Genomic DNA, 24,932 nt, shown 5'->3' with positions numbered 1-24,932 from the left:
CTAGTAAACTTTCAATAAATGAATGGATATTTATAAGACCTTTCATTAACAAAGCTATTACAGCATTTTCATCCATGTTCAAAAAACATGCCATTTTCTTCATTTTCAGTTTACTTCTTTGTTCCTGCTCGAAAGAAACCATAGAGCATCGATTATCCGTAGTGGCTGTTCCCAGTATGGGTGGAAGCGTTACACCATCCACAGGATCATTTGAACAAGGTTCTCTTATTTCTCTTTTAGCTAGCCCTGCCCCTGAATACCTCTTCAAAGATTGGAGCGGAAGTATTTCAGGCTCCTCGAATCCATATAGCCTGAATATGAATTCAGACAAAACCATTCGTGCTAATTTTGAAAAGAGGACTTACCCTTTAAGCGTGGAAATAGAAGGGCAAGGAACTGTACAAGAAACCATCATCAGCACGCAATCTTCCACGCCCTATTCCTCGGGCACTGTGGTACAATTGAAAGCTAGTCCAGTAGAAGGATGGGTGTTTAAAGGTTGGACAGGCGATTTAACTAGTGAATCGAATCCCAGTTCCATTCGAGTAGATAAAGCGGTTCAAGTCAAAGCCACTTTTGTCGCGGACTATCCTGTTACATTGAAATTAGTCAATCAACCCGCCCATTTATTTGTGTCTCAAAACTACAGTATCAAGCTTGAAGTAAGCTATAAATCAGGTACTAAGAAAGTGCTAGAGCAAGGATTCTCAAGCTCCATCCTGAGCAATAGTCCTTTGGCAAAGCTGACGAATCAAAACCTACTAGCTATAAAAAGCGGGCAAATTCAGTTAAAAATAGAACTAGAGAACCTAAGCCAGACCTATCCCATCACCATTAGTCCTGTAGAAGATGTAACAGATTACGATGTATTTTTAAAGACTCCTGTGAGTTCTAGTAGCATTGTTGTACCCGTTGTGGTCATTAGTTTTTTACCTACGTTGGATGGCATTAATCTAGATATGAATTTGGCGCCAGATGATTACTGGGAATTAAAAAATTCGACTTTACAAGAGGCCAAAAATAGGTTTACAGGGGAATTGAAGATTACCAAATTTGGCATAGAAGAAGGCTCTCGCTTTAGACAATTTAATTCTACTCAGGAGGCAAAACCCTATGCTGGGTTTCAGGTCATCAAGTTTTTCAATGTCTATGAAGTAGAATTTACCCAATATATCACGGGTCTAAAAACATTTGATTATCATAAACTATTTCAAAAACTAGGGATGGACACCTTGGTCAACCAATACCAAGTAAAAGAGATTTGGTTCAATGCTTTTGTTAAAGATAAATTTCCTTCAGTCGTCAATTCTCCATATAATGACCCCAATACCTATTACAATTTTCCGGAGTCTAACATGTCGAGCCCTAGCACAGGTGATGTATCCAATTCCTATTATTTCCCGAATGATTTACCCATTTACAACAATACGTATGTGGTCTATGGCAACTCTGGCCACCGTGGGGCTGATACCAATTTGCATAATCGGGGACATCAGATAGAGGCTCAAATGAATTATATTGAGAATTTAGTGCATAAGCCCTCTCTAGGAAATGCCTTATTTAAGAACTTCTTTGTGGGAATCAAGCCCTCCAGCGGTTTACCCTTAAATCGGGTAGGGATGACACATTTCCCTCCCAATACTTCGGTTGATTATGATTATGATAATACTAATTTAGTCAGCAGTGATATTTTAGATTGGCAAGCATCTGGAGGAGCTACTACCAAGGTGAATCGTGATTTATGGAAAAACATCGTCTACCCATATTCCTTAGTAAATAAAAATTACGGCCGCAATCAAACGACGGATTACAGTCAAGATGCACAAGTTAAATGGTTGATTTTTTGGTGGCAGTCTATTCCAGGTTTGAATCATAGTTTGACCTATAACAATCAAAAACTAAGCAATTGGTGGGATCTATTTTACCATTGGGATGAGGCCATTAAGCAGCGCAAAGGCCTATATGAGATCCTGGTTGGGAAGTCCAAAGGCGCTCATCCCCCATTTCAAAATAGGATTCAATCTACCGCTTCTGAAGTTTGTACAGAAAATGAAATACCTTTGAAAAAAACTCTTTCAACCCGAATAAAATAAGATCTTAAGCTGTATGAATCCATCATTTCACAAGTTTCAACGCATCATTCGAAATCCCATTTTATTCAAGTTTTTTATCCTTCAACGCTTATCTGCTGCTTTTTGGGCTGGATTGAATATTCAGCATTTTGATGAAAAAACTTGCGTAGTACGAGTAAAGAAATCATGGTTTAACCAAAACCCTTTCAATTCCATGTATTTTGCCGTGGAGGCTATGGCTGCTGAAATGAGTTGTGGCATGTTGGCCTTTTCCCAGGTTTATGAAAGAATACCTGCCATCAGTATGTTGATAGAAAAAATGGAGGCTTCCTTTATTAAGAAAGCCTCTGGCATCATTTTATTTACTTGTGAAGATGGCGAAGCCATTCAACATACCATTCAAACAGCTATTCAACGTGGTGAAGGAACTAAATTGGTTTGCAAGTCTACTGCTAGAAACGAAGAAGGCATGATCGTGGCTGAATTTTTGTTGACTTGGTCATTTAAAGTGAAAAGCAAATCCTAGTGAGATTTATTTAATCAAATTATTGGTTAACCAATTCGTCATTTTTTCTACCTGTTCTGGATAGTTCCAATGCCCTGTATCCAAGGCCAAATACAATTCTTTGGGAGCTGAAATGACATTATATGCTGCATACATGGAAGTAGGCGGACATGTTTCATCATTAAAACCCCAAGAATAAAAGCCTGGAACTTTCAATCGACGGGCAAAATTGACCACATCATAATAGGCTATCGTTTCTAATTTGGCTTTGGTTTCGTTGACCGCCCGACTGTTCTTATCAAAATAATGTGGCCATCCACCTGCACGATTAAACAAGTAACCTGTTACATCCGAAAGAGCGGGGTAATATGCGCCTACATATTTTACCCGATTGTCTAAAGCGGCTGTGACTATGGATAAAGCTCCCCCCTGACTACCGCCAGTAACAGCTAAATTCTGACCGTCAAATTGGGGCAAAGAAGTTAAAAAGTCGTTGGCCCGAACACATCCCACATAGACACGCTTATAGAAAAAACGATCTTTATCATCCATGTTGTAGGTTGGGTATCCATTCAAAATACCCGCTCCTAAATCGGCATAGACGGATGGATCCAAATTGACAGGAATTCCATGAATACCAATTTGAAGGGTGATCATCCCTTTTTCAGCATTGGCTATGTCGCCTGCATAGGGTCTCACTCCCGCTCCAGGGACATGCAATAATGCAGGATATTTCCCCGTTTTTTTAGGAACACACAGAATACCATACAAGCGAGCCCCTAATCTGAAATTCTGGATATTCACATGATATACATTGGTCTTCTCGGTACATCTTTCTGGCATCAAAGTCATTTTGGCATCTAAAGGAATTTTAGCTAAATCTTGTTTGGCTTTATCCCAAAAAGCATCAAAATCACTAGGATTAGCTACTGTGGCTTGTACTAAGTTGGGAGAAAAACCAACAGTGGCTAAATTCCTATATTCTTTTCCATCCACTTCCGCAATAACAATACAACGAAGAAAACCAGCAGCAGATAAAGTACCTCCGTCTAATTGCATGGAACCATTGGCTAAAACCTGAATATCCTTTTTCCAAGGTTCCTGCTTTTCTGGTCCAATTTCGTAGCGAATTTTGACTTGAGGAATGGGGCTGCCATTTTTAGAAACCAACACGGAGAAATTCACTTTTTCTCCCGGTTTATACAGCCAATCAGGATGATCTGCTGATACTTGAACTTTGATTTGTTTTTCTGTGGGTTGGGCAAAAGCCAAGTGGACAGAAAAAAGTAAACAAATGAGAAACTGTATTTTTTTCATTTCAATAGATTTTGTTGGATCACTCTTTATTCTTTACAAAGTCCCACAATTTCGTGAAAAATATCATGCAAGGCAGTTAAGTCTGCTTTAATCTCCTCATCTTTAGCGCCTTGCTGGATTTTATTTCGAATGGATTGGGTCCCTTTCACTAATTTATCCAATTGTACTTGAATATCTTTTTGTTTTTTGAACGCAGTAGGAATAGGTGATTTTTGCCAAGCTAACGCTTTTGATAACATCTCTTCACTCCTTTCTCGGATGGGCTTCAAATTACCTTCTTCTGCAGGATGAAAAGTTTGACTCATTACTGTATGAAATTGGTCTTTTTCTTTCCAATCGGTTTTACTATTCGCCAAGGCTACACCATTCATCAATAGCATTAAACAGCCTAAAAACAGAAATTTCAGATGTTTCATCATTTTAAATTTAAGGATTAACACATTAATTTGTACCACCACTCCGTTTTGATTTCACCTGATTTGGCCACTTTGGGCCAGCAGGCAATTCAGCTTTCTCTGTTGAAATTTTATCTGGTTCTTCGCAAGCCATATAGACCATAATAGCCGTTAACATGACATTGCTTTTGACATCATCAAAAACAATTTTATCATACGTATCTCGGTTCGTATGCCAGGTATAAGCTCCATACGACCAGCTCAAAGAGCTTAAATTAAAACCTGGAGCACCTACAGCTACAAAAGAAGCGAAGTCGGAACCTCCCCCACCTGGAGTACCTGGAAAATTTGTTTTAATTTGATTTTTGATGGTATCCGGCACAGCCGCCAACCATTTACTTAGATAATCCTTAGCTTTAGCAAAACCAGACCCCCCTAGATTCACCACTCGACCAGTTCCATTATCTTGATTGAATAAGGCTTGTAAATTTACCACAACTTCTGGATGGTCTTCCACAAAGGCCCTAGATCCATTTAAGCCTTGTTCCTCACTTCCCCAATGGCCCACTAAAATGGTTCTTTTAGGATTGGGATAAACCTTTTTCAGAATTCGCATAGCCTCCAACATCACCAATGTTCCGGTACCATTATCGGTAGCCCCAGTAGCTCCATCCCATGAATCTAAGTGGGCAGAAAGCATGACATATTCGTTGGGCTTTTCTGTCCCCTTAATTTCGGCATGTGTATTGAATGTAGGAACGGTTCCCAATTCTTTGGATTGAGTATTCACCGTAATTTTGGGTTGATTGCCAGACTCGGTTAATCGGTATAAAAGGCCATAATCTTCTAAAGCGACATTGACAGTAGGTATTTTTCTAGTAAATGCAGCAAATATTTTATTCACGCCAAAACCATTTGACCAGGTACTGGAAACGATGCCCAAAGCCCCTGCTTCTTCCAAAGCTAAAGCTAATTTGGCATTGGTTAGACCTGTTTTTGAGATCCGCTTTCTCCAGGCATCTGTTTGAGCATCACGCTCTTTCTTCATGGCATCAAAAGACTCTTTTTGCGCAAATTCTTGCCAATTATAATCGGGTCTTCCGGTCATTTGAGGCATAGAAATCAAGACAAATTTGCCCTTCACTTGGGGTAACCAAGCTTTAAAAGTCAATGAATCTGCTACATCTGCCAAAATGATGGTTTCCCCTGTTTTCGGTTTTTTGGTAGCTGGACTAAAAGCCAATTGAGTTCCCTCTAAGGATTTGATCCAAGGAGAAACCATATCAATGGACGAGATCCCTCGGTCCCATCCACGCCACGTTCCATAGTTTTCTCTTCGCGCGTCAATTCCCCATTGCTTGTATTGTTCAATAGCCCAATCGCTAGCTTGAAGCATTTTGGTTGAGCCCACTAAGCGAGGACCAATACCATCGATGAGTTCATGCGCCATGCGCTTGAGTTGAGAATTCTCCTTTGCCTCTTTCACGATAGCATTTACGGTCGATGATTGATTTTGTTGGGCCAGCAAAGGAGAGGCCATAAGGCTTAAACCAAGTACTAGCTGGCTTAAACGAGAAGTTACGTTGTTGATAGAAGTTTTCATAGCCTAATAATACAAAAGAAATTCACTCAAGCCAAAATTAGATGTAAGGCATGCCTGTTAGACCTTTGAAACAAATCAGGATAATGGCCATTGAAATAGGCATCTGGAATTAGCTCTTTCCTAAAAGAGTAAGAACGTTGGCTATTTCTGTTGGCTTTTGCGTACCAATCAGGAGTTTACTTCCATCCTTGAATTCCAATTGTAAACCTTGATTACCCGAGACATTAAATGCTTTCCCTTTTCCAAACATTCCATATCGAAGTCCCCATCCTCCATATTCCCACAAAGGAGAATATTTTCTGACATAGGATTTTTCAAGCGTGTCAAAAGAATAAAATTTAAATTGAAAGTGAAAAGGAAAGAAGCGCACATAAATCCCTTTCGATTTAATGTGTGTTTCTAATTTCAAATTTATGAATAATAAAACGATGCCGGTAAATAAGACGCTAGTTATCATCAAACCTTGATTACTCATGGGATTATCACCAAAAGCTATTCCCTGAAATAGCTGCTTGTATGCACCTAACAAAAAATAGGCACAAAAACCTATTAAAACGACCCAAAGCCACCATTGGTTAAACTTTTGAGTCTCTGAAAATAAACTTTTTTCTGTGTCCATAATGAAGAGGTGTTGAGGTAGATTTGATAATACGAATGTATCAAATTATTCATTATCAAATTATTGGACAACATCTTTTAATCGCCGATCGTTGTAACGCTGTCAAGGTTTGAAACCTTGACAGCGTTGGGGAAAAACCTAATCAAAATCATCCTTTTTTACACCAATACCTGCCATATTTGGCCATATTTTCATCATTAATTACGTAATTTTCTAAAAATCAATTCACATGAAAAAGCTAGAAAATAAAGTTGCCATTATTACTGGAGCTGGCGCAGGGATGGGAAAAGCCATTGCCATTCTTTTTGCCCAGCAAGGAGCTAAAGTCATCGCTGGAGATATTAATCCAAATCGACTAGACGAATTGTCTAAAGAAGTAAAAGCTACGGGAGGAGAAATCACAACTGTGGTTGCGAATATGAGTATTGAATCTGATATTGACAATCTCATCAACTCAGCGGTAAGCAACTACGGAACCTTGGACATATTAGTTAATAATGCAGGCGTCATGGACCATTTCCAACCGGTAGGTGAAGTGGAAAATAGCATGTTGGAAAAGGTTATGAAAATTAATTTCGAAGGGCCTTTTAAAGCTATGAGAAGTGCCGTTAACCTATTCTTAGCCAAGGGAAAAGGGAACATCATCAACATTTGTTCCATTGGAGGCTTAAAAGGAGGAGTCGCTGGTGCGGTATATACTTCCAGTAAACATGCCTTGGTAGGACTAACCAAAAGTACCGGCTATTTGTATAGCAAATCTGGGATTCGTTGCAATGGTATTGCCCCCGGTGCCGTCAATACCAGCATCAGTGAGACCATTGATATGACCAAAATCACACCACTAGTCAATGATCGAATTATGACAGGCATGGCTCTAAATCCAAGAATGGGTGAAGCATCTGAGATTGCTCAAGCGGCTTTGTTTTTAGCTAGTGATGATTCTAGCTTTGTTAATGCCGAAATTCTAACAGTAGACGGAGGTTGGAGTGCTTATTAATTCCGCCTCAATTAAAAAAAGGGGGATTCTATTCTGAGTCCCCTTTTTTAATCTCCCATATTCTATAACTGTGTAATCTCACATGAACCTCCACTACAAGCCATAGCAGCCATTTCTCCAATATCTTTATAGTGAGGTTGATCTAAAATGTCTCCAAAATTCACCTCTTTAAATTCCCGAGTCACAGTCTCCCACTTATGAAATAAGTGAACATCTTTGATGCAATAAATCATTTGCTTCAAATCTCCATGAAAATAGTTTTTCGCAAATTTATTGGCCCGATTCAACCAATATTTTCGCAATAAAACTTGTTCTCGAGTACCTGTCAAGGCCATAGTGGGATCTAATAAAAGGTCACAAGCATGCCATAAATTATTTTCAAAATAGTGCAATCCGTCTACGATCAATCCAGAAGCAAAGATGGCACCTTTACCATATTGCTGAACTAATTCCTCTAATTCCATCACTGAAGTAAAAGGTGCTTGATTAAAATCCTTATCTCCATAATCTGAAATAAAACTAACTGCCGTAAATGCATCTCGATGCTGCCAGATATAAGCAATAATTTCCTCCTTATTGTCCATGATCACGGTACAGCTCGTATTGTGATTAATATGTGGATAGGCACATAATTCCCTATTAGTTCCTGCATTTACCCAGTTTTCCTGAACCAACTGGATCATTTCCAAATGCTTAACCCCCTTCATGTCTTTCTTAAAAAGCCCCCCAATAGGATTCAAAATAGGCACAAAAACCACAAAATCACTTTTGGTATTCGACCAAACACTTTCTTCAAGAAGAAATGGCATATTTTCCACTAGCCAATTGGCGGTAGTACTTTCCTTATTCAACTGCATGATTCTAAAGTACTTTTCAGCATGCTCTGGATGAATTCCGCTCGCTGTACCCAAAACCACTGATGCATTTCCTGAAGGTTTCACACAGGTAGTTCTGGCTGCAGGATTTATTCCTATGATATCAGCGACCACCCGATTGGTATCTTTCACTACCTGAGCCCCTCGCTGTAACATAGACGCATTGAACAAAAAGGTATTATTCATCCAACCTGTAATACTCACTCCCAATAAAGCCTCTCGTTGAAAAATTTGTTCTGAAATTGGTCCCAAGTAAGGAAAAGAAGTATACCCCGCTTGCAAAGTTCCTAGGATAGCGGCATCCATACATGCCCGATAAAATGCCTCCTCCGTATCGCATTTTTCCGCATTGATTTCACATAAATTACATCCCTGAATCCCCAGTTTATCTTGATGTTGAGACATAAAACGACCTACATCTTCATAAGCAATTTGAGAAAAATCTGTCTGCAAAAGAATGGGGATTTTTACTATTTCAAAACAAGGATTAAACATGTCAAACCAGCTATTGGCAAATACAAATCCAATGTCATTAGCTCCATCATTGAGAGATACTAAATAATCAAATTGCTCTCGTTGAACCTGATTTCTCAACAAAATAACGGAATTATTACTCCTTCCTCTTTGTGGATTTTCTTGTCGCCAATTTCCCGTTTTAGCATGAATCATTTCTTGGTCATTGGGATCTACGATCATGTTTAATGCAGACCGACGGACACCGCCTGAAAGTACTGCATCTGAAGCATGACAGATGATATCAAAAGCTAAAATAGGGCGAATTTTTTCTCCTTCTGCACCGATCCATTTTTCTAATAAGTCCTCAATTTTTTCCAATGATTGCTTCAACCCATCCGACCCAGGGGCTTTAAAACCTCCCTTGATATAAGCACCTTTCGCTCGAATTTGAGAATAATCAAATTTCAATTCAAAACCAGCCAACTCAGGAAAAGGCTGTTTATCAACAAAATAAGATGACATCAAAGCTCCTAAAGCATCTGCCCAGCCTTCAATATTGTCCTCTATCACAAAGGTTTTTGTGCCTTTGATGCGCTTTTGAATCCGACTCAAATTATCCACAAAAGGAATTAACAAGCCTCCGCCAAATCCACAACCTGATAATCCTAAATAGAAGATCTCTTGAAATATACGATTTCTGGCAATGTACCCAGAAGTACAATTGTACATACGGGTATTGTGTTGCTGAATTTGTTCGTATCGAAACTGTAAATTTCGCTGGGAAGCTAAAACCGTTTGATTTTGCATGCTTTCCAAAGCTGACTCCAAATAGGGTTCTAACTCATCTAAATATGCACCATATTTCAGTCGGTGACCATCCATGATACTTTCACAGGCCTCTTCCCAGCGCTCATAGCGCCCTTGAGGCTCTAACCATTTGTAGTAATCTGAATACAATTTCAAATCACTCAGAAACTTCTTGCCTTGTTGCATATCATTCACTTAAACGTTTTTCTAATTCCAATGATTGAGGGAAAAGGACATTATTTTCCAAATGAATATGCATGTGCAAATCCTCTTCAAAAGCTTGAAGCATTTGAAATAGAACAGTATAGGTTCCACAGGCATCTTCCGGTAATCGATAATTTTGAGTTAGTTGACGAATGCTTTCAAAATTTTGACCCACTTGCTCATGTTCCATTTCCATCATATGAATAGGATTTCGGACAGTTCCAAAATGAATAGGAGCTAACTTTTCCTGTGTCTTCTGGGCTAATGCCAACGCTTTAATAAATGGGAAAAGCACTTGCTCTTCTTTCATCATATGCGGATTCAATTCATCCGCAATCTCTTCTACTAGCTGATGTACTTGAATTAATTCAGGATGATTATCCCCATGTACTCGCATCACCTTTGCTGCAAAAAGCTGAATATCAGGCAAGTAATTTCTTACGTAACTATGATGGGTATTGACAATATAATCTACTAAAAAATCCAATGACCAATCTTGGTAAGGGACTTTTGAAGGTTGCGTACTTCCTTTAAATGCTTCTAATTGAAAAAGTACATCCAAATAGTCCAATGGCTTTTCAGCACAGGCTTGTTTCAACGTCTTTTTGCCACCACAGCAAAAATCTAACCCTAGCTTGGAAAAAAAAGAGGCTAGTCGGAAGTCTTGATTGACTAATTCACCCAAAGTAAGCTTATACGTAGATTGAGCATTTTTCTGGATTCGAATCAACCAGTTATGGGGACCATTCTCGATATAATCAAAGCTAAATTGGTTTCCTCTTTCCGCTAATAATTGATAATACAAAGGTTTGGGATCATGATCATTTTGAATCAAAAATGACTCTCCCTCACCCATTTGGTCAAAGTGCGCAAAAATGGTGGAATGCTTTACCCTAGGCTCTAAGTCTGGAACCACTAGGGTATATTCTTTTATTGTAGGCATATGCTGATTTGTTTACTGGTGAATTGTGAGAGCAAATATATAATAAAGGACAATATTATCCTTTATTATTGTTTATTTATTTTGTTTCCGGTAAATGCTGCTTACAAGACCCATTTTGCTGGATAATATTTACTAAATTGGGCCTTCAAAGAGGGAAAAATGTTTTCAAAAGCGACGGAGTATGCTTTACGAGCAGTAATTTTCATTGCTCAAAAAAGTTCGGAACAACAGAAGCTAGGCTTAGCTGAAATTGCCGATGCGATACATTCGCCACAGTTTTTTACGGCTAAAATCTTACAAAAATTAACCTTACATAATCAAGTCATCAGTTCTGTCAGGGGACCCAATGGTGGATTTTATATCACGGATGCAGCTAAGCAAAAATCGGTCAAATCGATCGTGGAAGTGATGGGAGAAGGGGAATTATTTGATAAATGTGTACTAGGCTTAAATCGCTGTTCGGAAAAAAATCCTTGCCCGATGCATGATCAATACAAACCCATTCGAGAGGACTTTGTTTCATTATTTGACCATCAAACCATTGAAGAGATGGCACAGGAAATGAATTCAGGAAGTTTTTTCATTCGAAATGAATAATCCTCTCTAAAAAATCATATTGATTCAAGTTCTTAATAAATCAAAAAAAAGACCGATTAGTTGATTTATTCAAATTCCAAATGCAATTTTGGGCCATGTCAAATAAGAAAATGAAAATTTTTCTGATTATTTTTTCCTCGATAGTCTTAACTTTCGTGGGTAAAAGTGCTTGGGCACACGCACACACAAACCCTATAAAATGCAAATTTAGTCAAAGCTTAAGCAACAAAACACAATACCTCAATGCCATTGAGGAAGAAGAAATATCAGAAGACTTGCACGAAAAGCAAGACCAAGTTTCTTCAGTCTTACCTATACGAGCTGTTTCTGCTACCTATTATGCTTCGGAAACTCCTATTCGAATTTCCCTTTCAGACAAATTTGCGAGTATCAAATCTCACTTCCTTGCTTTATTCAAGCAGCATGGTAATTACCGAATATAGACTCGTCTCTATCATTCAAAAAACACCTTGATTATCATTTTATTCTCTATTTGAACGGAATAACTCCGTTCTAAACCAGTATTCCGCCATGAAAAAAAATATCATTTTATGGGTGAGCTTGCTTGCCTGCTTTACCACCTTTGCACAAAAAAACCCTGATACAGAAGCGCTTAAGCTCAAGCTAAATGAATCAGGATCACGATATTTTCAAGTTACTTTTTTAAATCAAGCTTGGTTTAGATTCACTGATAATAACCCAGGTACTATAGTCAATGCAAGTCTTCAAAACCAATCCTTTGACATTGGATTGAGAAGAACAAGAATGCAATTGTACGGACAAATTACGGACCGCACTTTCATGTATTTTCAATTTGGTCAGAATAATTTCAATGCCCAATACAATGCCACGGGCAATCGTAAAATTGCGCCGTTTTTCCATGATGCTTTAGGTGAATACCGTGTTTCCAACGGAAATCAATTGAAAATTGGTGGCGGCTTGAGCATCATCTCAGGAATTTCTCGTTTCTCTCAACCTAGTATTGGGACTATCATGACCATGGACGTGCCTGTATTTGCACAAACTACTGTGGATCAAATCGATCAGTTTTCTAGAAAGCTAAGTATTTATGCACGCGGACAACTAGGTCATTGGGATTATCGATATATTTTAAGTGATCCCTTTCCCATCACATCCAATGGACAAACTCCGCCTGCCATCAGTTCCAGCTATGCTAATTTTTCTCAAAAAGGGCATTCACTACAGCAGCAAGGCTATGTAATCTATCAATTTTTTGATCATGAAAATCATACCACGCCCTATATGACGGGTACCTATTTAGGCGCTAAGAAAATTGTGAATGTCGCCATTGGAGGGGCCTATCAACCGAATGCTATGTGGCAAAAAACAGTCCAAGGCGATACCTTGTATCAAGACATGAAACATGTAGCTATAGAAAGCTTTGTCGATATCCCCTTGCAAAATCATGCTGCACTATCTGCGTATTTAGGATACTTCAACACCAATTACGGCACGAATTATTTACGCTATAATGGCTCCATGAACCCGGCTACGGGAAGCACCCTGAACTCGTCTAATTCCATCTCAGGACAAGGGCCAGTTTATGGAAATAGTTATCCCATGTTTGGCACTGGCTCTGTGGTATATACTCAAATTGGTTATTTATTACCCTCCCATCGGGCAGATTTGGCAAATCGATTTATGCCTTATATTTCTGCGACATTTGCCCAATATGACCGTTTAGGAAATAATTCAACCACCACATTCAATGCTGGTTTAAATTATTTCATCCAAGGACATAAATCGAAATTAAGCTTAGATTTTCAAAACAGACCGACCTACCAAGTTAAGCAAGGTGACATAAGTTCGGGGAATCGACTGAATAGCATCACCTTACAGTTTCAAGTATTTATTTAGTTGTGTACTCCATATTACAAGAAAAAGACCCTCTTTTAGAGGGTCTTTTTATGAACTTATTTTTTCAATAACCAAATATCAAAGGTCTTGGAATGTTGTCGCCAATTTAAATGTGACTCTTCTGGCTCATCAAAGGAAATGGAAATTTTACCATCGCTAATGAATGTAGGATTCAATTGAAATTCTTTAAACTCCTCCACTCCTTTATTGTACAAAACAGGTCTAACACGCTCTCCATCTACCCGTAAAAGCGCTTCTCCTTGACCAGAAATCCGAATGGTATAGGAGCCTTTGGGATCTAAATCAGTGTACTCCAACTGGGGGAAATTTTGGAATAATTGGGTAGATAAGCGCCTTCTACTTAGTCCATTATCCCACCAAGCCACATCAGTAGCATCTTCTGTTTTCGTCTTCACTCGAGGACCTTTTAACTGATCCGATATGTTATCATAATAACTACCTTTCCCAGGATTTTCCCAGGTGGCAATGATCTGTAAACGTTCCAATTTCGCCTTTTCATCCGTCATTTTACGCATTTTTTCAAATTCATCTTGCAGCCACCACCGGTTATTTAAAGGATAATCGATAAAATCTAAAATAGCCCCTCTTTCAGCTCCGCTAGCCTTGTATTTAGCAACGCTCGTTTGTAAACCTATCGATTGAAATAAGGCCTCACAATAGTCCACCACCTTTTGTCTTAATTCTGGTGAAGCAGGCTTTATATCAGCTTGATTAACTTTTTCCAAAGCTAAGGTCATCGCCTTTTCAGACCCTAAAATATTCGCTTGACTTAAGATAGCATTGGCTTCTTTCTCCAACCCTTGTTCATAAGATTTCCTTCTTTTAATGAAGGTATCATAATAGGCCCGCATCACTAATTGCTGCCACCGCCAATTCCCTTTCAATTCAGGATGTGACTTTTCTAGATTTTGCCAGAAAGCAAAAGTGGTTTCAATGCCACCATTTTCTTCAATGGGTCCTACCCAATTTCTTTCCAAAGCCAAAATGCCATCTGCAGCAGCTTCAGCAACAGAATTTCCAAAGAAATACCGAGCATATTCCACCATCACTTGACGAACATCTTTTTCTGTATTCCAAGCCATTTGACTCCAAATAACTTTGTTGACATCATCGTGTACACCATCAGAATACGATAAAAACCCATCCGTAAAAGGTGCATACCGATTATGTATTTTGGCATAATAAGCTGGTTGAGGATTGGTCACTTCCCTACCCTCTGTCAAGGCAAATGCCTGATCCCAATTCTCCGTGGGGTATTGACAACGTACCGTATGCGTTAAATCAGGATAATGGCGATGTTGGTATTTTTTATCTAATCTAAAACGTGTAGCTGCCAAATCTGGGCTACTCGGCCCTGTGACAATACCCGTAAACCAATCTGGTTTATTTTGATCCAAATATTCATAAAAGTAATTTACTTCTTCATCATTAAAACCTTGTAAAGACAACCATACTCCAGCCTTGGGATGGTACTTTTTCAATTCTGCTGCTACTGCTTTTAGAAATGGTAATACATATTTCGGGTGGTTCTCACCTGGATCACCCCCTGGAAAAAAGACGCCATCCAATCGAGGGCAATTTTTATAAAAATCAACATGTGCTTTTAGTTCCTCCTGAAATTTTTTCGGATCGGCTAAGTCGACATCCGCTGGAGTCCAAACCCAATAATCCAAATCGTAAGCTTGACACATCTGGCTCATTTTGATATGCATTTCTTCCCGATTGATTTTCATATGTGGGCTAGCTGCCCCATCTTGAAAAGGAATATTTTCAATGGCATTGGTCCCAAAGAATGCCAATTCCCTGAAATAGCGTTCAAACTGCTTAAAATCCCATGCATCCCATGAATTTGCCGTATTTCGATAGCCTATTTGATGGCCACGAATGGCATACATAGGAGCACTTGATTTTTCATACTTTTTATCAAATAGAATCTTTTGCTTACTCAAATCTGCCGTTCGCAAAAACTCCCCAATGGCAAATAATAGTCCTCGTTGATCTGCACCAATAAACCAAAGCAAATCTTTCCCCGCAATTTGCTGGTGAACTAAGCGGAAACCTTCTTTTTGGATAGATGCCTGATCATCTTTGGTCAATGTTGGCAATGGATAAGCATTTACTTCTTGGCTATTTTGCATAGCCAAGAACAATAAAGTCGATTTTTCCTGTGGACTAGTACTTACTTTGAGGTTTGTTTTAAGCGCAATTTCCTCTTGCAAAACAGCTATCATTTTTTCTCTAAATGGCACAGCTATACTGGAAGAGGCTACGATACTTGCTTTTGACAGATCTATAATTTGGGAAAATACTCCATGATGAAGGAGTAAAATAAGGGCAAAGAGAAGATTTCGAAAATGAATAATTTTCATGGTTTTTATGGTAAAGGTTTAGATATAATACTGAAATTGGGTCAATTAAATACTTTCTGGTTTAAATTGAGTTATCTGCTCAGCACCTTGAATCAATCGAAGCTCATTCAAATCGGCATGTAATTTATCGGCAAACAATAGCATATCCGAGCAGTGTAAAATAATATTAGCTCCTGCCTTGACCCAATCTTTTTGTAAATCCAAGCTACCTCGGTAACCTGTGTGTCCACCCACAGCCACTCCCAAATCTTTCGCCTGTTTGATCAGGGAAGTTGTCAAATTAATAAATTCAGGAGAACGGTATTTTTCTGGCATGTCATAGGATGTGGATAAATCATGAGGGCCTACGACAAAACCATCTACACCTGGGCCATTCAAAGAAGGTATTTGTGCGAAATTGGCTAGATTTTGCACGGCAGATTCACTCTCAATATTGAGTAATAAGGAATTATTTCGATTGTGTTGTTGCAGATATAGCGCTAACTCAGCAGAGGGCTTTTCCTCACCATGTAAAATTCTGGCTAATTTTTTCCCTTTCAGTGGACGGTATTTTACAGCTCCAACAAGTGCGAGAACTTCCTCCACATCTTCTACATAAGGCACTAGAATAGCTCCTGCTCCAGCATCTAAAGCTTGGGTAGCCAAATAAGGGCTAGGTTCTAAAATACGAACTACGGGATTAATGCCCGCAGCTTTGAAAGCGCGACACATCCAACTCAAGGTTTCTGGATTATAGGCCACATGCTCTGCACACAAAAAGACAAAGTCTAGGTGCAGGCTCAATACAACATCGAAACTTTTGGGTGAGGTAGAAGTCAGGAGTGTTCCATAGAGAGGATTACCCATTCGCAAGGCATTCCTAAATTCTTGGCCGATCATTTAAATAGGTTTATTAGTCCAAAGGAAATAAAATTTGGCAAATAAACGGCCCCTTTCCTCCTCTTAATCAACAGAATTTCAATTTTCGGTTAATAACTTTTCCATATCCTTGACGCATTGCTCGGCTTCCAAAGGTAAAGTGCCATTATAGATTCCTCGAATTCTTCCATCTCGATCTACTAAAATCATATGTTCCGTATGAAGAAACTCCGTACTGTCTTTGGTATATCCCAATTCTTCTTCCGCAAAATAGGACTTCCTGGCTAGATTATAAATAACTGATTTGGAACCTGTTAACAAATGCCAGTTCGGTGCTTCTATTTTCTTTTCTTCAGCAAATTTCTTTAAAGTTGGAACATCATCTATCCAAGGAGTAACAGAATAGGATAACATTTCCACTTCAGGGTTGGTACTAAATTTTTTCGCGACAATCTTCATTTGAGAAATCATTTCAGGACAAATATTTCCACAGCGAGTAAAAATAAATTGTGCTAAATGGATTTTCCCTTTGACATTGTCTTGTGAAAAAATTTTACCATGTTGATCTTTTAAATAAAAATGATCAATATGATGCTTGATTCTACCTTTTGCCTCTATTTTATCTAAAAAGTGGGGACTAAAATCCGGGCTATTATAATAAGGAATGCTCGAAACTTGATCTCCATTTTGACAGGCCATTACAGTAGCCAAAAAGCTAATTACTAAAGACTTTCTCAGAAATATTCCGACAGTTTTTGGTGCCCAAAAGCCCATAACGTCTGCCTTCCAAAACCAAGTAATTGGATCTAATTTTTCCATTATCGTAAAACATTTTTTGAGCTCCTTGCTCATGCCCTTTTTCATAATGCATTTCTTTGATTAATTGTCCATCCTCATTCCATTCTCTACAAATCCCTTGGTATTCATCATTTTCAAATTCAAACACCCTCATTCTCTTACCATTATCCCACCAAGCCTCATAAGTACCTGTTTTCTTCCCACGATCGTATGCTCTAATTTCATACAACTGACTGGAGGGATAATACTTTCTCCAAATTCCATCTTCCAACCCATTTACATAATATTCTATACTAGCGGTATCTGTGGTATTAGGGTATATTTGAAATAATACTCCCGAAAAAACTTCATGAGCCACAGTCATCCTACCAGCTACCCAAGTGGCTTTCACCTGAGTGGCATTGACTTGGATTTCTTCTTTAGGTTGACAGCTTAAAAGAAAAGCGGCTAAGATACTACTGAGAAACAGTACCCGCACTTCCGTAAAATCCACTTCCATTGATATAGGGGTCTGTACTGGTTATATGATAGTGATAAATACCATTAGGATATTCCGTGGTGCTATGGGTATGACCATGATAGGCGTCTAAAAAAGTATTTTGAACCACTTGCCCGCCTTCCTCAGGTCCATATACGGGAAATCCATCCAGTAAAAAACCTAACAAAGAAGATTTACTTACCTTAACCAGAGTTAAATACAAAGGTTCAACATGGTAATGATAAGAGCCTGTTTGCTGGGGATGTCCCCAATATTGATCAAAACCATTTACCTCATTGGTTAAAGGCTGACTAGGGCCTGCATATTGATTAAATAATGGAACCCCATTTAAAGCCACACCGATTGGACCAAGTGGTGTAGCTTTATGTGCTGCGTCTACTTGGGGATTTACAGGTATTTTAAAAGTAAATGATTGGGCTGAAATGGAATTGGGGTTTTTAGCAAAATTATTCCCCCCAAATGTTTTCCCTGTAAAGGCCTCATATTGAGCACTTGTACTGGCAAAATAGGCACTCTTGTGATCGGGAACACCCGTTGTTTTTATGGTAATATATGTCCCATCATTGGTTATAGAGGTGGCTCCATAAATTTTGGAATATACCTCTGGGACGGCTGTGCTAGATGCTGGTGAAATATTTTCAGATGCATTTTTACAGGAAATCCCCAAGCATACTGCGGTAACACAAATTAAGAAAAGTCTCATAGCAGGTTTTATTTTTTGTAAAAATATCAAGTTCAAAATGAATTAAACCTAGCTATTATCTCCCCTTCTTGCTTGATGGTCGATTTTATCCGTTTATTGATAAAATTAATCGGAATAAAATGGATTGTATCCTTGAAGAATCAAGAAATTGATAAATGAAATGACCGATAAAATAAAATCGAATTGAGAAACGTTTTCCCAACGCTGTCAAGGTTTGGAACCTTGCCAGCGTTAGAATTTCGCTTGAACAGTCAGATAAAAACTTCTCCCATCAGATGGTAAAATTCCTGGACCAGGATAGCCTGTAGCTCGACGAGTGAAGTACATGGTATTTGCCAAATTATTGATATTTGCTTCTAATTTATAGCGACTAAATTGATAAGAAACTCCTGCATCCATGATGTTATAAGCAGGTATTAAACCCACGACTGCTGAGACTCCTCCCTCCCTTGCATTAGTCGCCTCCGTAAACTGATCTGATAAATACGTGTATTGAAAAGAGGCTTTCCACTTTTTATTCCCTATTCTCAAACCTGTCTTCATATTGACATTAGGTACAAATTCCACCTGCTTCCCTACGATTCCTGCTATCTGACTAGCCTTATATTCTGATTGAATGAAGGCTAAATTGGCAAAAATAACAGCACTTGATTCTTGTTCTTCAGGCAATGCCCAGCGTAAAACATCTACTTCTCCATAAGATTCAATCCCCATAATGACCGCCTGACCTATATTACTTCTTCTTCTCATTACGCGGTTACTAGCATCATAAAACTGTACTTCTCCAATCCTATTGTTATAGTTCAAATAAAAAGCACTGATGTCAAAATTATAGATGGTGGTTTCATAAGTCCTTAATCCCAAATCCACCGAGTAGCCTTTTTCATCTTTCATATCTGGATCAATAACTGATGAAGGATTGGCTATACGCATGTCACTAAAGGTAATTGATCGATAGTTTTGTGAAACATTACTATACCATTCCAAATGAGAACTGGGTTTATAACTAAATCCAATTCCACCCAACACAAAGGACCGCTCATTAGTCCTAGATTCATTCGTTCTAGTGGCCGAAATGATATTGCCAGCTAAATCAAATTGAATATTGCCATAAAACCCATCGGCACGAGTATGGATATACTCCCAGCGTAAACCAGGTGTGATGGAGAATTTATCACTTAAGTAAAAGATGTTTTCAAAAAACAAAGACGTATTATTATTGGGAAAGCGATAATCATTGGCAATTCCTTCTTGCGTATTGATAAAATCAAAATCAGCTGATTTAGCCCGACTGCCTAATCCCTGAATGCTGTGATTATACCCATGATAAAAGCGTGAACCAGCTAAAAAGACAACTAATTTTTCCCCAACAAAATAGCGTTTTAAATACCTAGCTTCAGCCCCCCAATTGGAAAAATCGCCTGTAATTAAATCTCTTTCTGAATTATCGTCTACACTCGCAACTCGATTGGGTCTAAAGCCAATGGATTTACGGTATGCCGAAAGACCAAACAAACGAAGATTCACTTCATTTTGTACATTGAATTTATGATCCAAATGCAAAGCCCATAAATTCCAATTTACGTTAAACCAATTTCTCTCCCGGTTCGTTTGACGAGAATTTTCTGCAAACATGGCATCGCTTAATCCTCCTGGCTGATGAGCTAAATAATTCATGTGTGTAATATCTATTCCCACACTCGTTTTATCAGAAATTCGATAATCTACATCCGCATAAAAATTGTAGCTGTAAAAATCCGAATTATCCCTCCATCCATCAGCCCTTTTGTACTGGAAAAAAGTATAATAAGATAATTTATTTTGTGTACCACTAACACTCGTGAAAGCGTTGTAAAAACCAAATGATCCTACACTTTGCCTAGCTACTAACTCCAATTTTTTATCCAATACAGGTTTCTTCATGACAAAATTAATCAGCCCTCCAAACTGTGTCCCATATTGCAAAGAGGCTGCACCTCGTACAATTTGTATTCTTCCTACTGCTTCAATGGGTGGAGTATAATAACTTTCAGGATAACCCAAAGCATCAGCACTAATATCGTAACCATTTTGTCTCACATTAAAATTGGAGGAACGATTGGGATCTAAGCCCCTTCCTCCAATGCTCAATTGTAAACCTGCCCCATCATTCTCCCAAATATTTAATCCTGCCACTCGGGAAAAAACTTGACGGGCATTATTCGTGGCTAAATTAGCTACCAATTGTTCCGGTAAAATAACCTCCGTCTTTTTGCCTTCATAAATTCCCATACTTTCTACCGCCCGCATTCGGGTAAATCCAAAATCCGTTTGCTTTTGAGTAACAACTACTTCATTCAAAGTCACATTCAAGGAGTCCAAATATATATCCAGAGAAATGTCTTTATTCTGTATGGAAATCTCTTGTCGAATGGATTGAAAATTGGGAGATAAAGTATGTACTACATAGGAACCTTTGTCCAGATTTTTCAATAGAAACTCTCCTTTCTCATTACTTTGAGTCATGGGACTTCCTTGATTAAGGAAAACCTGACATCCAGCTACTGGAATAGCTGCTTTGCGTGCATGAATTTTCCCTGAAATGCTATATTGAGCTAAAAGCCCATATCCCATTAAACAACATACTAATGTGCTAAAAACCTTTGATCGTATCATTGAAGGGTAATATCCATGTTTTATGAGTAAAAGAATCTTGTTCTTTGGCCAAGTCGGTTTGTGGGTTAATCAGAGGTTTTCCTAATCGTCCGTTTAATGCTACGTAAGAATCCACATATACTTGCGGGGAGCTGAAACCTAGTTTGGCATAATAATCGCATAAATAATGGGCATATTGCAAGATCATATCAGGTTGAGTGCTCATCATTTTTTCTTGCAAAGTACTTAGGTGTACATTATTATTCACCACGGCTTGTTGACCTTGTCCACCTTTAACCGTAAACTGAGCATAACCCGCTTTTTCCATGAGCATGACTCGCCAGGAAAACCGATAGCCTTCTTCGGTCCAAAATAGTTCATCAGGGTAAATCAGGTAACGAAAAGGAAATATGATCTGAAATGCAAAAAATAAGACAAAGCCCCAATGAAGAAATCGAGGTGCTTGGTAAACTGAGCTAGGTTGTTGCTTTTCTATAGGTAAACGGAAGAAAGCCACCATTCGATTCATCACATTTTGATGAAATTCAGCTGAAAAAAAGATCAATGCAGCCACCATCATAATATGTGGAAACATCCCGATAGGGAAAAGTAAGGCAGTCAGCACATGAAATACAATCACGGCTACATATGCCCAAATTCTAGTCTTTTTATTCCAAAGTAAAAAAGGAATACTTAGGTCATAAAGACAGCCAAACCAGGAAAAAAGGTAGGGAATCCAAGTATAATTGAATAAAAATCCAATGATAGGCATATCATTTCTGGCAGGTAACCAAATACTCAAAGGCTGTGCATGCCATAACCAATCACTATTAACTTTGGCTAATCCTGCATAAAAATATAAAATAGCCATCATCAGTTTGATGGAATCAATATTCCACTGAGGAATGAATTGGGCTCGGATTTGTTTATGTCGGTAAGAATCTACAGAAAAATAAACCTGAGCAGGAAGAAAAACCAACAACAAACAAATTAAACTGATGAAATAATAATGATTTAGGTAGGTACTTTTATCCATGAGCTCAATGTAGGAAAAACTAAGAAATAAGCTACTGATGGCTACACGATAAAAAAGCCCAATGGCCACCATAAAAGCACTCAATGCACAAATAAAAAATAAGGCATAGGTGTATTCTCCCCAAGGTTTAACCCATTCAAAACCATAAAAAGTAAAAAAATACGTTGGCTTAATGTACAAGGATTCAATCCAGCCTTTGTTCCAAAAGCGGATTATACTACCGAACAACATCAGTCCAAAACAAATCCTGAACACTGCCAAAGGCGCAGCATTGGTTGTTTTTTTAACGTATTGATTAATCCCCATCATTATCCGTATACGTAATGGTAATACTCATGGCGGAGGTCATATCCACTTTCAACAAACGTACCGTCTTTTGCATCTCCGTATACACGCTTATCATGGCTTGATTATTGCTTTTAACTTCTTCGAACAAATTAGGTCGCAATAGGTCCAATTTTAACTTGGTCGCTTCTAGCTGAGCATTCATGATGTCGCTCAAATTTTTACCTGTGGCACTATCTTTAGCCTTCAAGGCATCCAAATAAGTTTTGATAGATGGACCTTCTAGGCCTGTTTTTATGGCTTTGCCATTAAAAAAATCAACGTAGGCTTGATGGGCCGTTTTAGCCAAAACTAAGGAGATATCTTTTTTGTAGTAAGCTTCCACTTTTTCTGGGGCTATGACACCATTGAGCATAGCTCCTGAAGGAATCCCAAATTTACCCGATCGGATAAATCGCTCATAATGAAGCACAAATCCATTGATCATTAAGGAAGTTGAAGAAGAGATATCCAGACCCGTTTTACTGATATAGGTATCCCGATAGCTCGTGTTCCATTCACCAATTACTTTATCCAATAATGTATTCATCCTACTCGTCAATCTTTTGATGTAGGCAATTCTCTTGGCTCCATCACTTGGGGCTGTATAATAAGCCACAATTTCCTCATCGGTTTTAGCCACACCATTGATTAAAAAATCTAACGCTGGAAAACCTTGTTGAGCATAAGAAGCAGGTACTTCCAAATTAGAAGTTGGATCGGCTATATTAGCCAAAATCCCGTTTTCATTGGCGGGATAAATATTAAAAAAATTACGAATGGTTTGCTTTTCTGCTGGACCAAAATCAAATAATTCCACTTTCTGCCATTCGATGTACGCCTCTATCCAAGCTGAGCGAAACGCGGCTAAGTTCGTCGCATTAGGTTGGTTGCTAAAAGCTTCTGATTTCACCAACATGGCATCCAATTTCACTTTGAAATTTGCATAAGCAGGTATAATGACTTGATCAGCTAGATGACTTAGAATGGCTTTTCGATCTTTTCCCTCTTCCTGTGGGGTAGGATCTTCTGTTCCTGTCCCATTACTTCCACAGGCCCAAATCAATCCTGTCAATACAATTAATAAATACTTTTTCATGAAGCAAACCATGTTAATAAAGGCCATAGACAGCTCTGTTTCTATGGCCTTTTGATGTTTATTATAATTTAAACTGGGTACTTATCGCCTGAGAGGCGGCATTAATTTTATCATTGGTTAAATCCCAAAAACCATTAGGCGAATTGATTAAGGCATTCAAAATATCATCTGAAAATTTGGCATCCACATTATAAGAAGAACAGTAGCGCAAAGAATATATAAATCCCAAACCTTCTCCAATGGCATGAGCTCTGGCAGCATCAGTCGTCCCAGATTTCCATTTGGCTAAATACCCTACAGCAGCTGAAGCGATGGCCTTTTCTGATTCATTTCGAATGAAAGCCGCTTGCTTTTTTAACTCAATCAAATCATTGTTGACTATTGCCGCACGGCCTTTCAGAAAAGCAGTATGAAAATTAGCATAACTAGCCTTATTGTATTCCCAGATATAAGAACCTAAAAATGACTCAGAAGTACCTCGAACGGCATCAGTAGACCCTGCTAAATAGATCGGATTCAATGTTAATAAGCCATAGGCTTCATCCCAATTATGCTCCAAAGCCGTGTATTTTTTACCAGATACCAAAGAATAATTATCAGCAGTTAAACCAGTAGTAAGCAATACATTTCCAATATAATCCAATTGGAAAGCTCCAATCAAGGACTTTTGTATGATTTGTGCGGTTTCAATGCCTTTGGCATCTACCAAGTAAGTCCCTAGTTTACCCGCTACTCCTTTGGAAGCAGTATTGGCTACAAAATTACTAATGCTGGCCATTTCCCCAAATAATGCATCCATTCGAGTACGGGCTAATTCGACTTCCGTACTGGATTTTGAGGAGGCAGTAGTAGTTCTTAAAGCAAATCCAGAAGTGTTTAAATCTGTTCCAACAATTTTTAAACTTGAAATGTCAGTAAAGGAATTGGCGGTATTGGCATACATCGCTTTCATCAAATTGGCATCTAAAGCCTTATTATCTCGTACGGCGGCTCCCAAATAATAGTTCAATGCTTGGAACATTTTATAACGGGTATTTCCTGATTTGAAATCGACGGTTGTATCACCTTTGGCATCGATGAAGTATTGCTTGTAGGGAGTCGAAGTTGTTAATAGACCATAGTCTAATTTTGAACGAAGATTAGGGACTATCTCTGAACTATTTTCACAGGAAGAAAACCCTAGTAATATGGCTAAAAGCCATGTAAAATGCAGTTTCAAGTTATTTTTAGGCATGTCAAATGTATTAATTTTATGTAGACTAATTATAAATAATAAACAAAGCTATTCCTTATTTAGAGTAATTCCAAATAAGAATAATTATT

21 protein-coding genes are annotated in these 24,932 nt (G+C 38.4%); 6 read left to right on the top strand and 15 right to left on the bottom strand.

All coding sequences use genetic code 11. The annotated features are described in order from the left end of the window. Positions 1-74 precede the first annotated feature (74 nt). Both EWU23_RS10800 and EWU23_RS10795 read left to right on the top strand, forming a co-directional pair. Positions 75-2,093, top strand: coding sequence for an InlB B-repeat-containing protein (locus tag EWU23_RS10800; RefSeq protein ID WP_166232036.1), 2,019 nt, complete (start codon positions 75-77; stop codon positions 2,091-2,093). 13 nt (positions 2,094-2,106) lie between these two features. Next, the gene (locus tag EWU23_RS10795; protein WP_166232034.1) at positions 2,107-2,598 is read left to right on the top strand and encodes a PaaI family thioesterase; all 492 of its coding nucleotides are present in this window, start codon (positions 2,107-2,109) and stop codon (positions 2,596-2,598) included. Between the two features lie 6 nt (positions 2,599-2,604). Here the strand turns inward: EWU23_RS10795 and EWU23_RS10790 are convergent, their stop codons facing one another. From EWU23_RS10790 to EWU23_RS10775, 4 genes are all read right to left on the bottom strand, one after another. After that, the gene (locus tag EWU23_RS10790; protein WP_166232032.1) at positions 2,605-3,894 is read right to left on the bottom strand and encodes an acetylxylan esterase; all 1,290 of its coding nucleotides are present in this window, start codon (positions 3,892-3,894) and stop codon (positions 2,605-2,607) included. Between the two features lie 26 nt (positions 3,895-3,920). Beyond that, positions 3,921-4,310, bottom strand: coding sequence for a hypothetical protein (locus EWU23_RS10785; protein ID WP_205753164.1), 390 nt, complete (start codon positions 4,308-4,310; stop codon positions 3,921-3,923). A gap of 25 nt (positions 4,311-4,335) precedes the next feature. Then, positions 4,336-5,892, bottom strand: coding sequence for a M20/M25/M40 family metallo-hydrolase (locus EWU23_RS10780; RefSeq protein WP_166232028.1), 1,557 nt, complete (start codon positions 5,890-5,892; stop codon positions 4,336-4,338). 109 nt (positions 5,893-6,001) lie between these two features. After that, positions 6,002-6,511 carry a hypothetical protein gene (locus EWU23_RS10775; protein ID WP_166232026.1) on the bottom strand — a complete coding sequence of 170 codons (510 nt, stop codon included), beginning with the start codon at positions 6,509-6,511 and terminating at the stop codon, positions 6,002-6,004. A 229-nt stretch (positions 6,512-6,740) separates the two neighbouring features. On the opposite strand from EWU23_RS10775, the gene EWU23_RS10770 reads away from it, so the two are divergent. Beyond that, complete coding sequence (locus tag EWU23_RS10770; protein WP_166232024.1) at positions 6,741-7,508, top strand: glucose 1-dehydrogenase; 768 nt, start codon at positions 6,741-6,743, stop codon at positions 7,506-7,508. 62 nt (positions 7,509-7,570) lie between these two features. Here the strand turns inward: EWU23_RS10770 and EWU23_RS10765 are convergent, their stop codons facing one another. Continuing rightward, positions 7,571-9,832, bottom strand: a complete 2,262-nt coding sequence (locus EWU23_RS10765; RefSeq protein ID WP_166232022.1) for a glycyl radical enzyme family protein — start codon at positions 9,830-9,832, stop codon at positions 7,571-7,573. Position 9,833: 1 nt separating this feature from the next. Beyond that, a complete protein-coding gene (gene ric, locus EWU23_RS10760; RefSeq protein ID WP_166232020.1) occupies positions 9,834-10,793 on the bottom strand; it encodes an iron-sulfur cluster repair di-iron protein in 960 nt (319 codons plus the stop codon). 159 nt (positions 10,794-10,952) lie between these two features. On the opposite strand from ric, the gene EWU23_RS10755 reads away from it, so the two are divergent. The 3 genes from EWU23_RS10755 to EWU23_RS10745 all read left to right on the top strand — a co-directional run bounded on the left by EWU23_RS10755 (position 10,953) and on the right by EWU23_RS10745 (position 13,268). Beyond that, positions 10,953-11,390, top strand: coding sequence for an RrF2 family transcriptional regulator (locus EWU23_RS10755; protein WP_166232018.1), 438 nt, complete (start codon positions 10,953-10,955; stop codon positions 11,388-11,390). Positions 11,391-11,500: 110 nt separating this feature from the next. After that, complete coding sequence (locus EWU23_RS10750; protein WP_205753163.1) at positions 11,501-11,833, top strand: hypothetical protein; 333 nt, start codon at positions 11,501-11,503, stop codon at positions 11,831-11,833. Positions 11,834-11,921: 88 nt separating this feature from the next. Next, positions 11,922-13,268, top strand: coding sequence for a hypothetical protein (locus EWU23_RS10745; protein WP_166232014.1), 1,347 nt, complete (start codon positions 11,922-11,924; stop codon positions 13,266-13,268). 56 nt (positions 13,269-13,324) lie between these two features. Here the strand turns inward: EWU23_RS10745 and EWU23_RS10740 are convergent, their stop codons facing one another. From EWU23_RS10740 to EWU23_RS10700, 9 genes are all read right to left on the bottom strand, one after another. Then, positions 13,325-15,658: a hypothetical protein gene (locus EWU23_RS10740; RefSeq protein ID WP_166232012.1), complete on the bottom strand. Its 2,334-nt coding sequence runs from the start codon at positions 15,656-15,658 to the stop codon at positions 13,325-13,327. Between the two features lie 45 nt (positions 15,659-15,703). Beyond that, positions 15,704-16,537 (bottom strand): HpcH/HpaI aldolase family protein, encoded by an 834-nt coding sequence (locus tag EWU23_RS10735; protein WP_166232010.1) that lies wholly within the window; start codon positions 16,535-16,537, stop codon positions 15,704-15,706. 78 nt (positions 16,538-16,615) lie between these two features. Beyond that, entirely contained in the window at positions 16,616-17,215 is a 600-nt protein-coding gene (locus EWU23_RS10730) for an SCO family protein (protein ID WP_205753162.1), read from the bottom strand. Positions 17,216-17,231: 16 nt separating this feature from the next. Next, the gene (locus EWU23_RS10725; RefSeq protein ID WP_166232008.1) at positions 17,232-17,813 is read right to left on the bottom strand and encodes a toxin-antitoxin system YwqK family antitoxin; all 582 of its coding nucleotides are present in this window, start codon (positions 17,811-17,813) and stop codon (positions 17,232-17,234) included. After that, positions 17,770-18,516 carry a YHYH protein gene (locus tag EWU23_RS10720; RefSeq protein WP_166232006.1) on the bottom strand — a complete coding sequence of 249 codons (747 nt, stop codon included), beginning with the start codon at positions 18,514-18,516 and terminating at the stop codon, positions 17,770-17,772. The genes EWU23_RS10725 and EWU23_RS10720 overlap by 44 nt, the downstream gene beginning before the upstream one ends. 231 nt (positions 18,517-18,747) lie before the next feature. Next, positions 18,748-21,129, bottom strand: coding sequence for a TonB-dependent receptor domain-containing protein (locus EWU23_RS10715; protein WP_235942205.1), 2,382 nt, complete (start codon positions 21,127-21,129; stop codon positions 18,748-18,750). Between the two features lie 19 nt (positions 21,130-21,148). Further along, a complete protein-coding gene (locus tag EWU23_RS10710; RefSeq protein WP_166232002.1) occupies positions 21,149-22,495 on the bottom strand; it encodes an HTTM domain-containing protein in 1,347 nt (448 codons plus the stop codon). Beyond that, entirely contained in the window at positions 22,482-23,609 is a 1,128-nt protein-coding gene (locus EWU23_RS10705; protein ID WP_166232000.1) for an imelysin family protein, read from the bottom strand. The genes EWU23_RS10710 and EWU23_RS10705 overlap by 14 nt, the downstream gene beginning before the upstream one ends. Positions 23,610-23,670: 61 nt before the next feature. Beyond that, complete coding sequence (locus EWU23_RS10700; RefSeq protein WP_166231998.1) at positions 23,671-24,843, bottom strand: DUF4856 domain-containing protein; 1,173 nt, start codon at positions 24,841-24,843, stop codon at positions 23,671-23,673. Positions 24,844-24,932 lie beyond the last annotated feature (89 nt).

The organism is Aquirufa beregesia (assembly GCF_011090385.1).
GTDB lineage: Bacteria > Bacteroidota > Bacteroidia > Cytophagales > Spirosomataceae > Aquirufa > Aquirufa beregesia.
Note: the sequence above shows the minus strand (reverse complement) of the source record. Positions and strands in the feature narration are given on the sequence as shown.

What these genes read in the sequence shown, in the direction of transcription:
- EWU23_RS10740 (WP_166232012.1), bottom strand. Translation starts at nt 15,658, where the DNA reads ATGAAAATTATTCATTTTCGAAATCTTCTCTTTGCCCTTATTTTACTC.
- EWU23_RS10725 (WP_166232008.1), bottom strand. Translation starts at nt 17,813, where the DNA reads ATGGAAGTGGATTTTACGGAAGTGCGGGTACTGTTTCTCAGTAGTATC.
- EWU23_RS10720 (WP_166232006.1), bottom strand. Translation starts at nt 18,516, where the DNA reads ATGAGACTTTTCTTAATTTGTGTTACCGCAGTATGCTTGGGGATTTCC.
- EWU23_RS10785 (WP_205753164.1), bottom strand. Translation starts at nt 4,310, where the DNA reads ATGAAACATCTGAAATTTCTGTTTTTAGGCTGTTTAATGCTATTGATG.
- EWU23_RS10750 (WP_205753163.1), top strand. Translation starts at nt 11,501, where the DNA reads ATGAAAATTTTTCTGATTATTTTTTCCTCGATAGTCTTAACTTTCGTG.
- EWU23_RS10700 (WP_166231998.1), bottom strand. Translation starts at nt 24,843, where the DNA reads ATGCCTAAAAATAACTTGAAACTGCATTTTACATGGCTTTTAGCCATA.
- EWU23_RS10705 (WP_166232000.1), bottom strand. Translation starts at nt 23,609, where the DNA reads ATGAAAAAGTATTTATTAATTGTATTGACAGGATTGATTTGGGCCTGT.
- EWU23_RS10765 (WP_166232022.1), bottom strand. Translation starts at nt 9,832, where the DNA reads ATGCAACAAGGCAAGAAGTTTCTGAGTGATTTGAAATTGTATTCAGAT.
- EWU23_RS10775 (WP_166232026.1), bottom strand. Translation starts at nt 6,511, where the DNA reads ATGGACACAGAAAAAAGTTTATTTTCAGAGACTCAAAAGTTTAACCAA.
- EWU23_RS10745 (WP_166232014.1), top strand. Translation starts at nt 11,922, where the DNA reads ATGAAAAAAAATATCATTTTATGGGTGAGCTTGCTTGCCTGCTTTACC.
- EWU23_RS10730 (WP_205753162.1), bottom strand. Translation starts at nt 17,215, where the DNA reads ATGGCCTGTCAAAATGGAGATCAAGTTTCGAGCATTCCTTATTATAAT.
- EWU23_RS10715 (WP_235942205.1), bottom strand. Translation starts at nt 21,129, where the DNA reads ATGGGATATGGGCTTTTAGCTCAATATAGCATTTCAGGGAAAATTCAT.
- EWU23_RS10795 (WP_166232034.1), top strand. Translation starts at nt 2,107, where the DNA reads ATGAATCCATCATTTCACAAGTTTCAACGCATCATTCGAAATCCCATT.
- EWU23_RS10710 (WP_166232002.1), bottom strand. Translation starts at nt 22,495, where the DNA reads ATGATGGGGATTAATCAATACGTTAAAAAAACAACCAATGCTGCGCCT.
- EWU23_RS10770 (WP_166232024.1), top strand. Translation starts at nt 6,741, where the DNA reads ATGAAAAAGCTAGAAAATAAAGTTGCCATTATTACTGGAGCTGGCGCA.
- EWU23_RS10780 (WP_166232028.1), bottom strand. Translation starts at nt 5,892, where the DNA reads ATGAAAACTTCTATCAACAACGTAACTTCTCGTTTAAGCCAGCTAGTA.
- EWU23_RS10790 (WP_166232032.1), bottom strand. Translation starts at nt 3,894, where the DNA reads ATGAAAAAAATACAGTTTCTCATTTGTTTACTTTTTTCTGTCCACTTG.
- ric (WP_166232020.1), bottom strand. Translation starts at nt 10,793, where the DNA reads ATGCCTACAATAAAAGAATATACCCTAGTGGTTCCAGACTTAGAGCCT.
- EWU23_RS10800 (WP_166232036.1), top strand. Translation starts at nt 75, where the DNA reads ATGTTCAAAAAACATGCCATTTTCTTCATTTTCAGTTTACTTCTTTGT.
- EWU23_RS10755 (WP_166232018.1), top strand. Translation starts at nt 10,953, where the DNA reads ATGTTTTCAAAAGCGACGGAGTATGCTTTACGAGCAGTAATTTTCATT.
- EWU23_RS10735 (WP_166232010.1), bottom strand. Translation starts at nt 16,537, where the DNA reads ATGATCGGCCAAGAATTTAGGAATGCCTTGCGAATGGGTAATCCTCTC.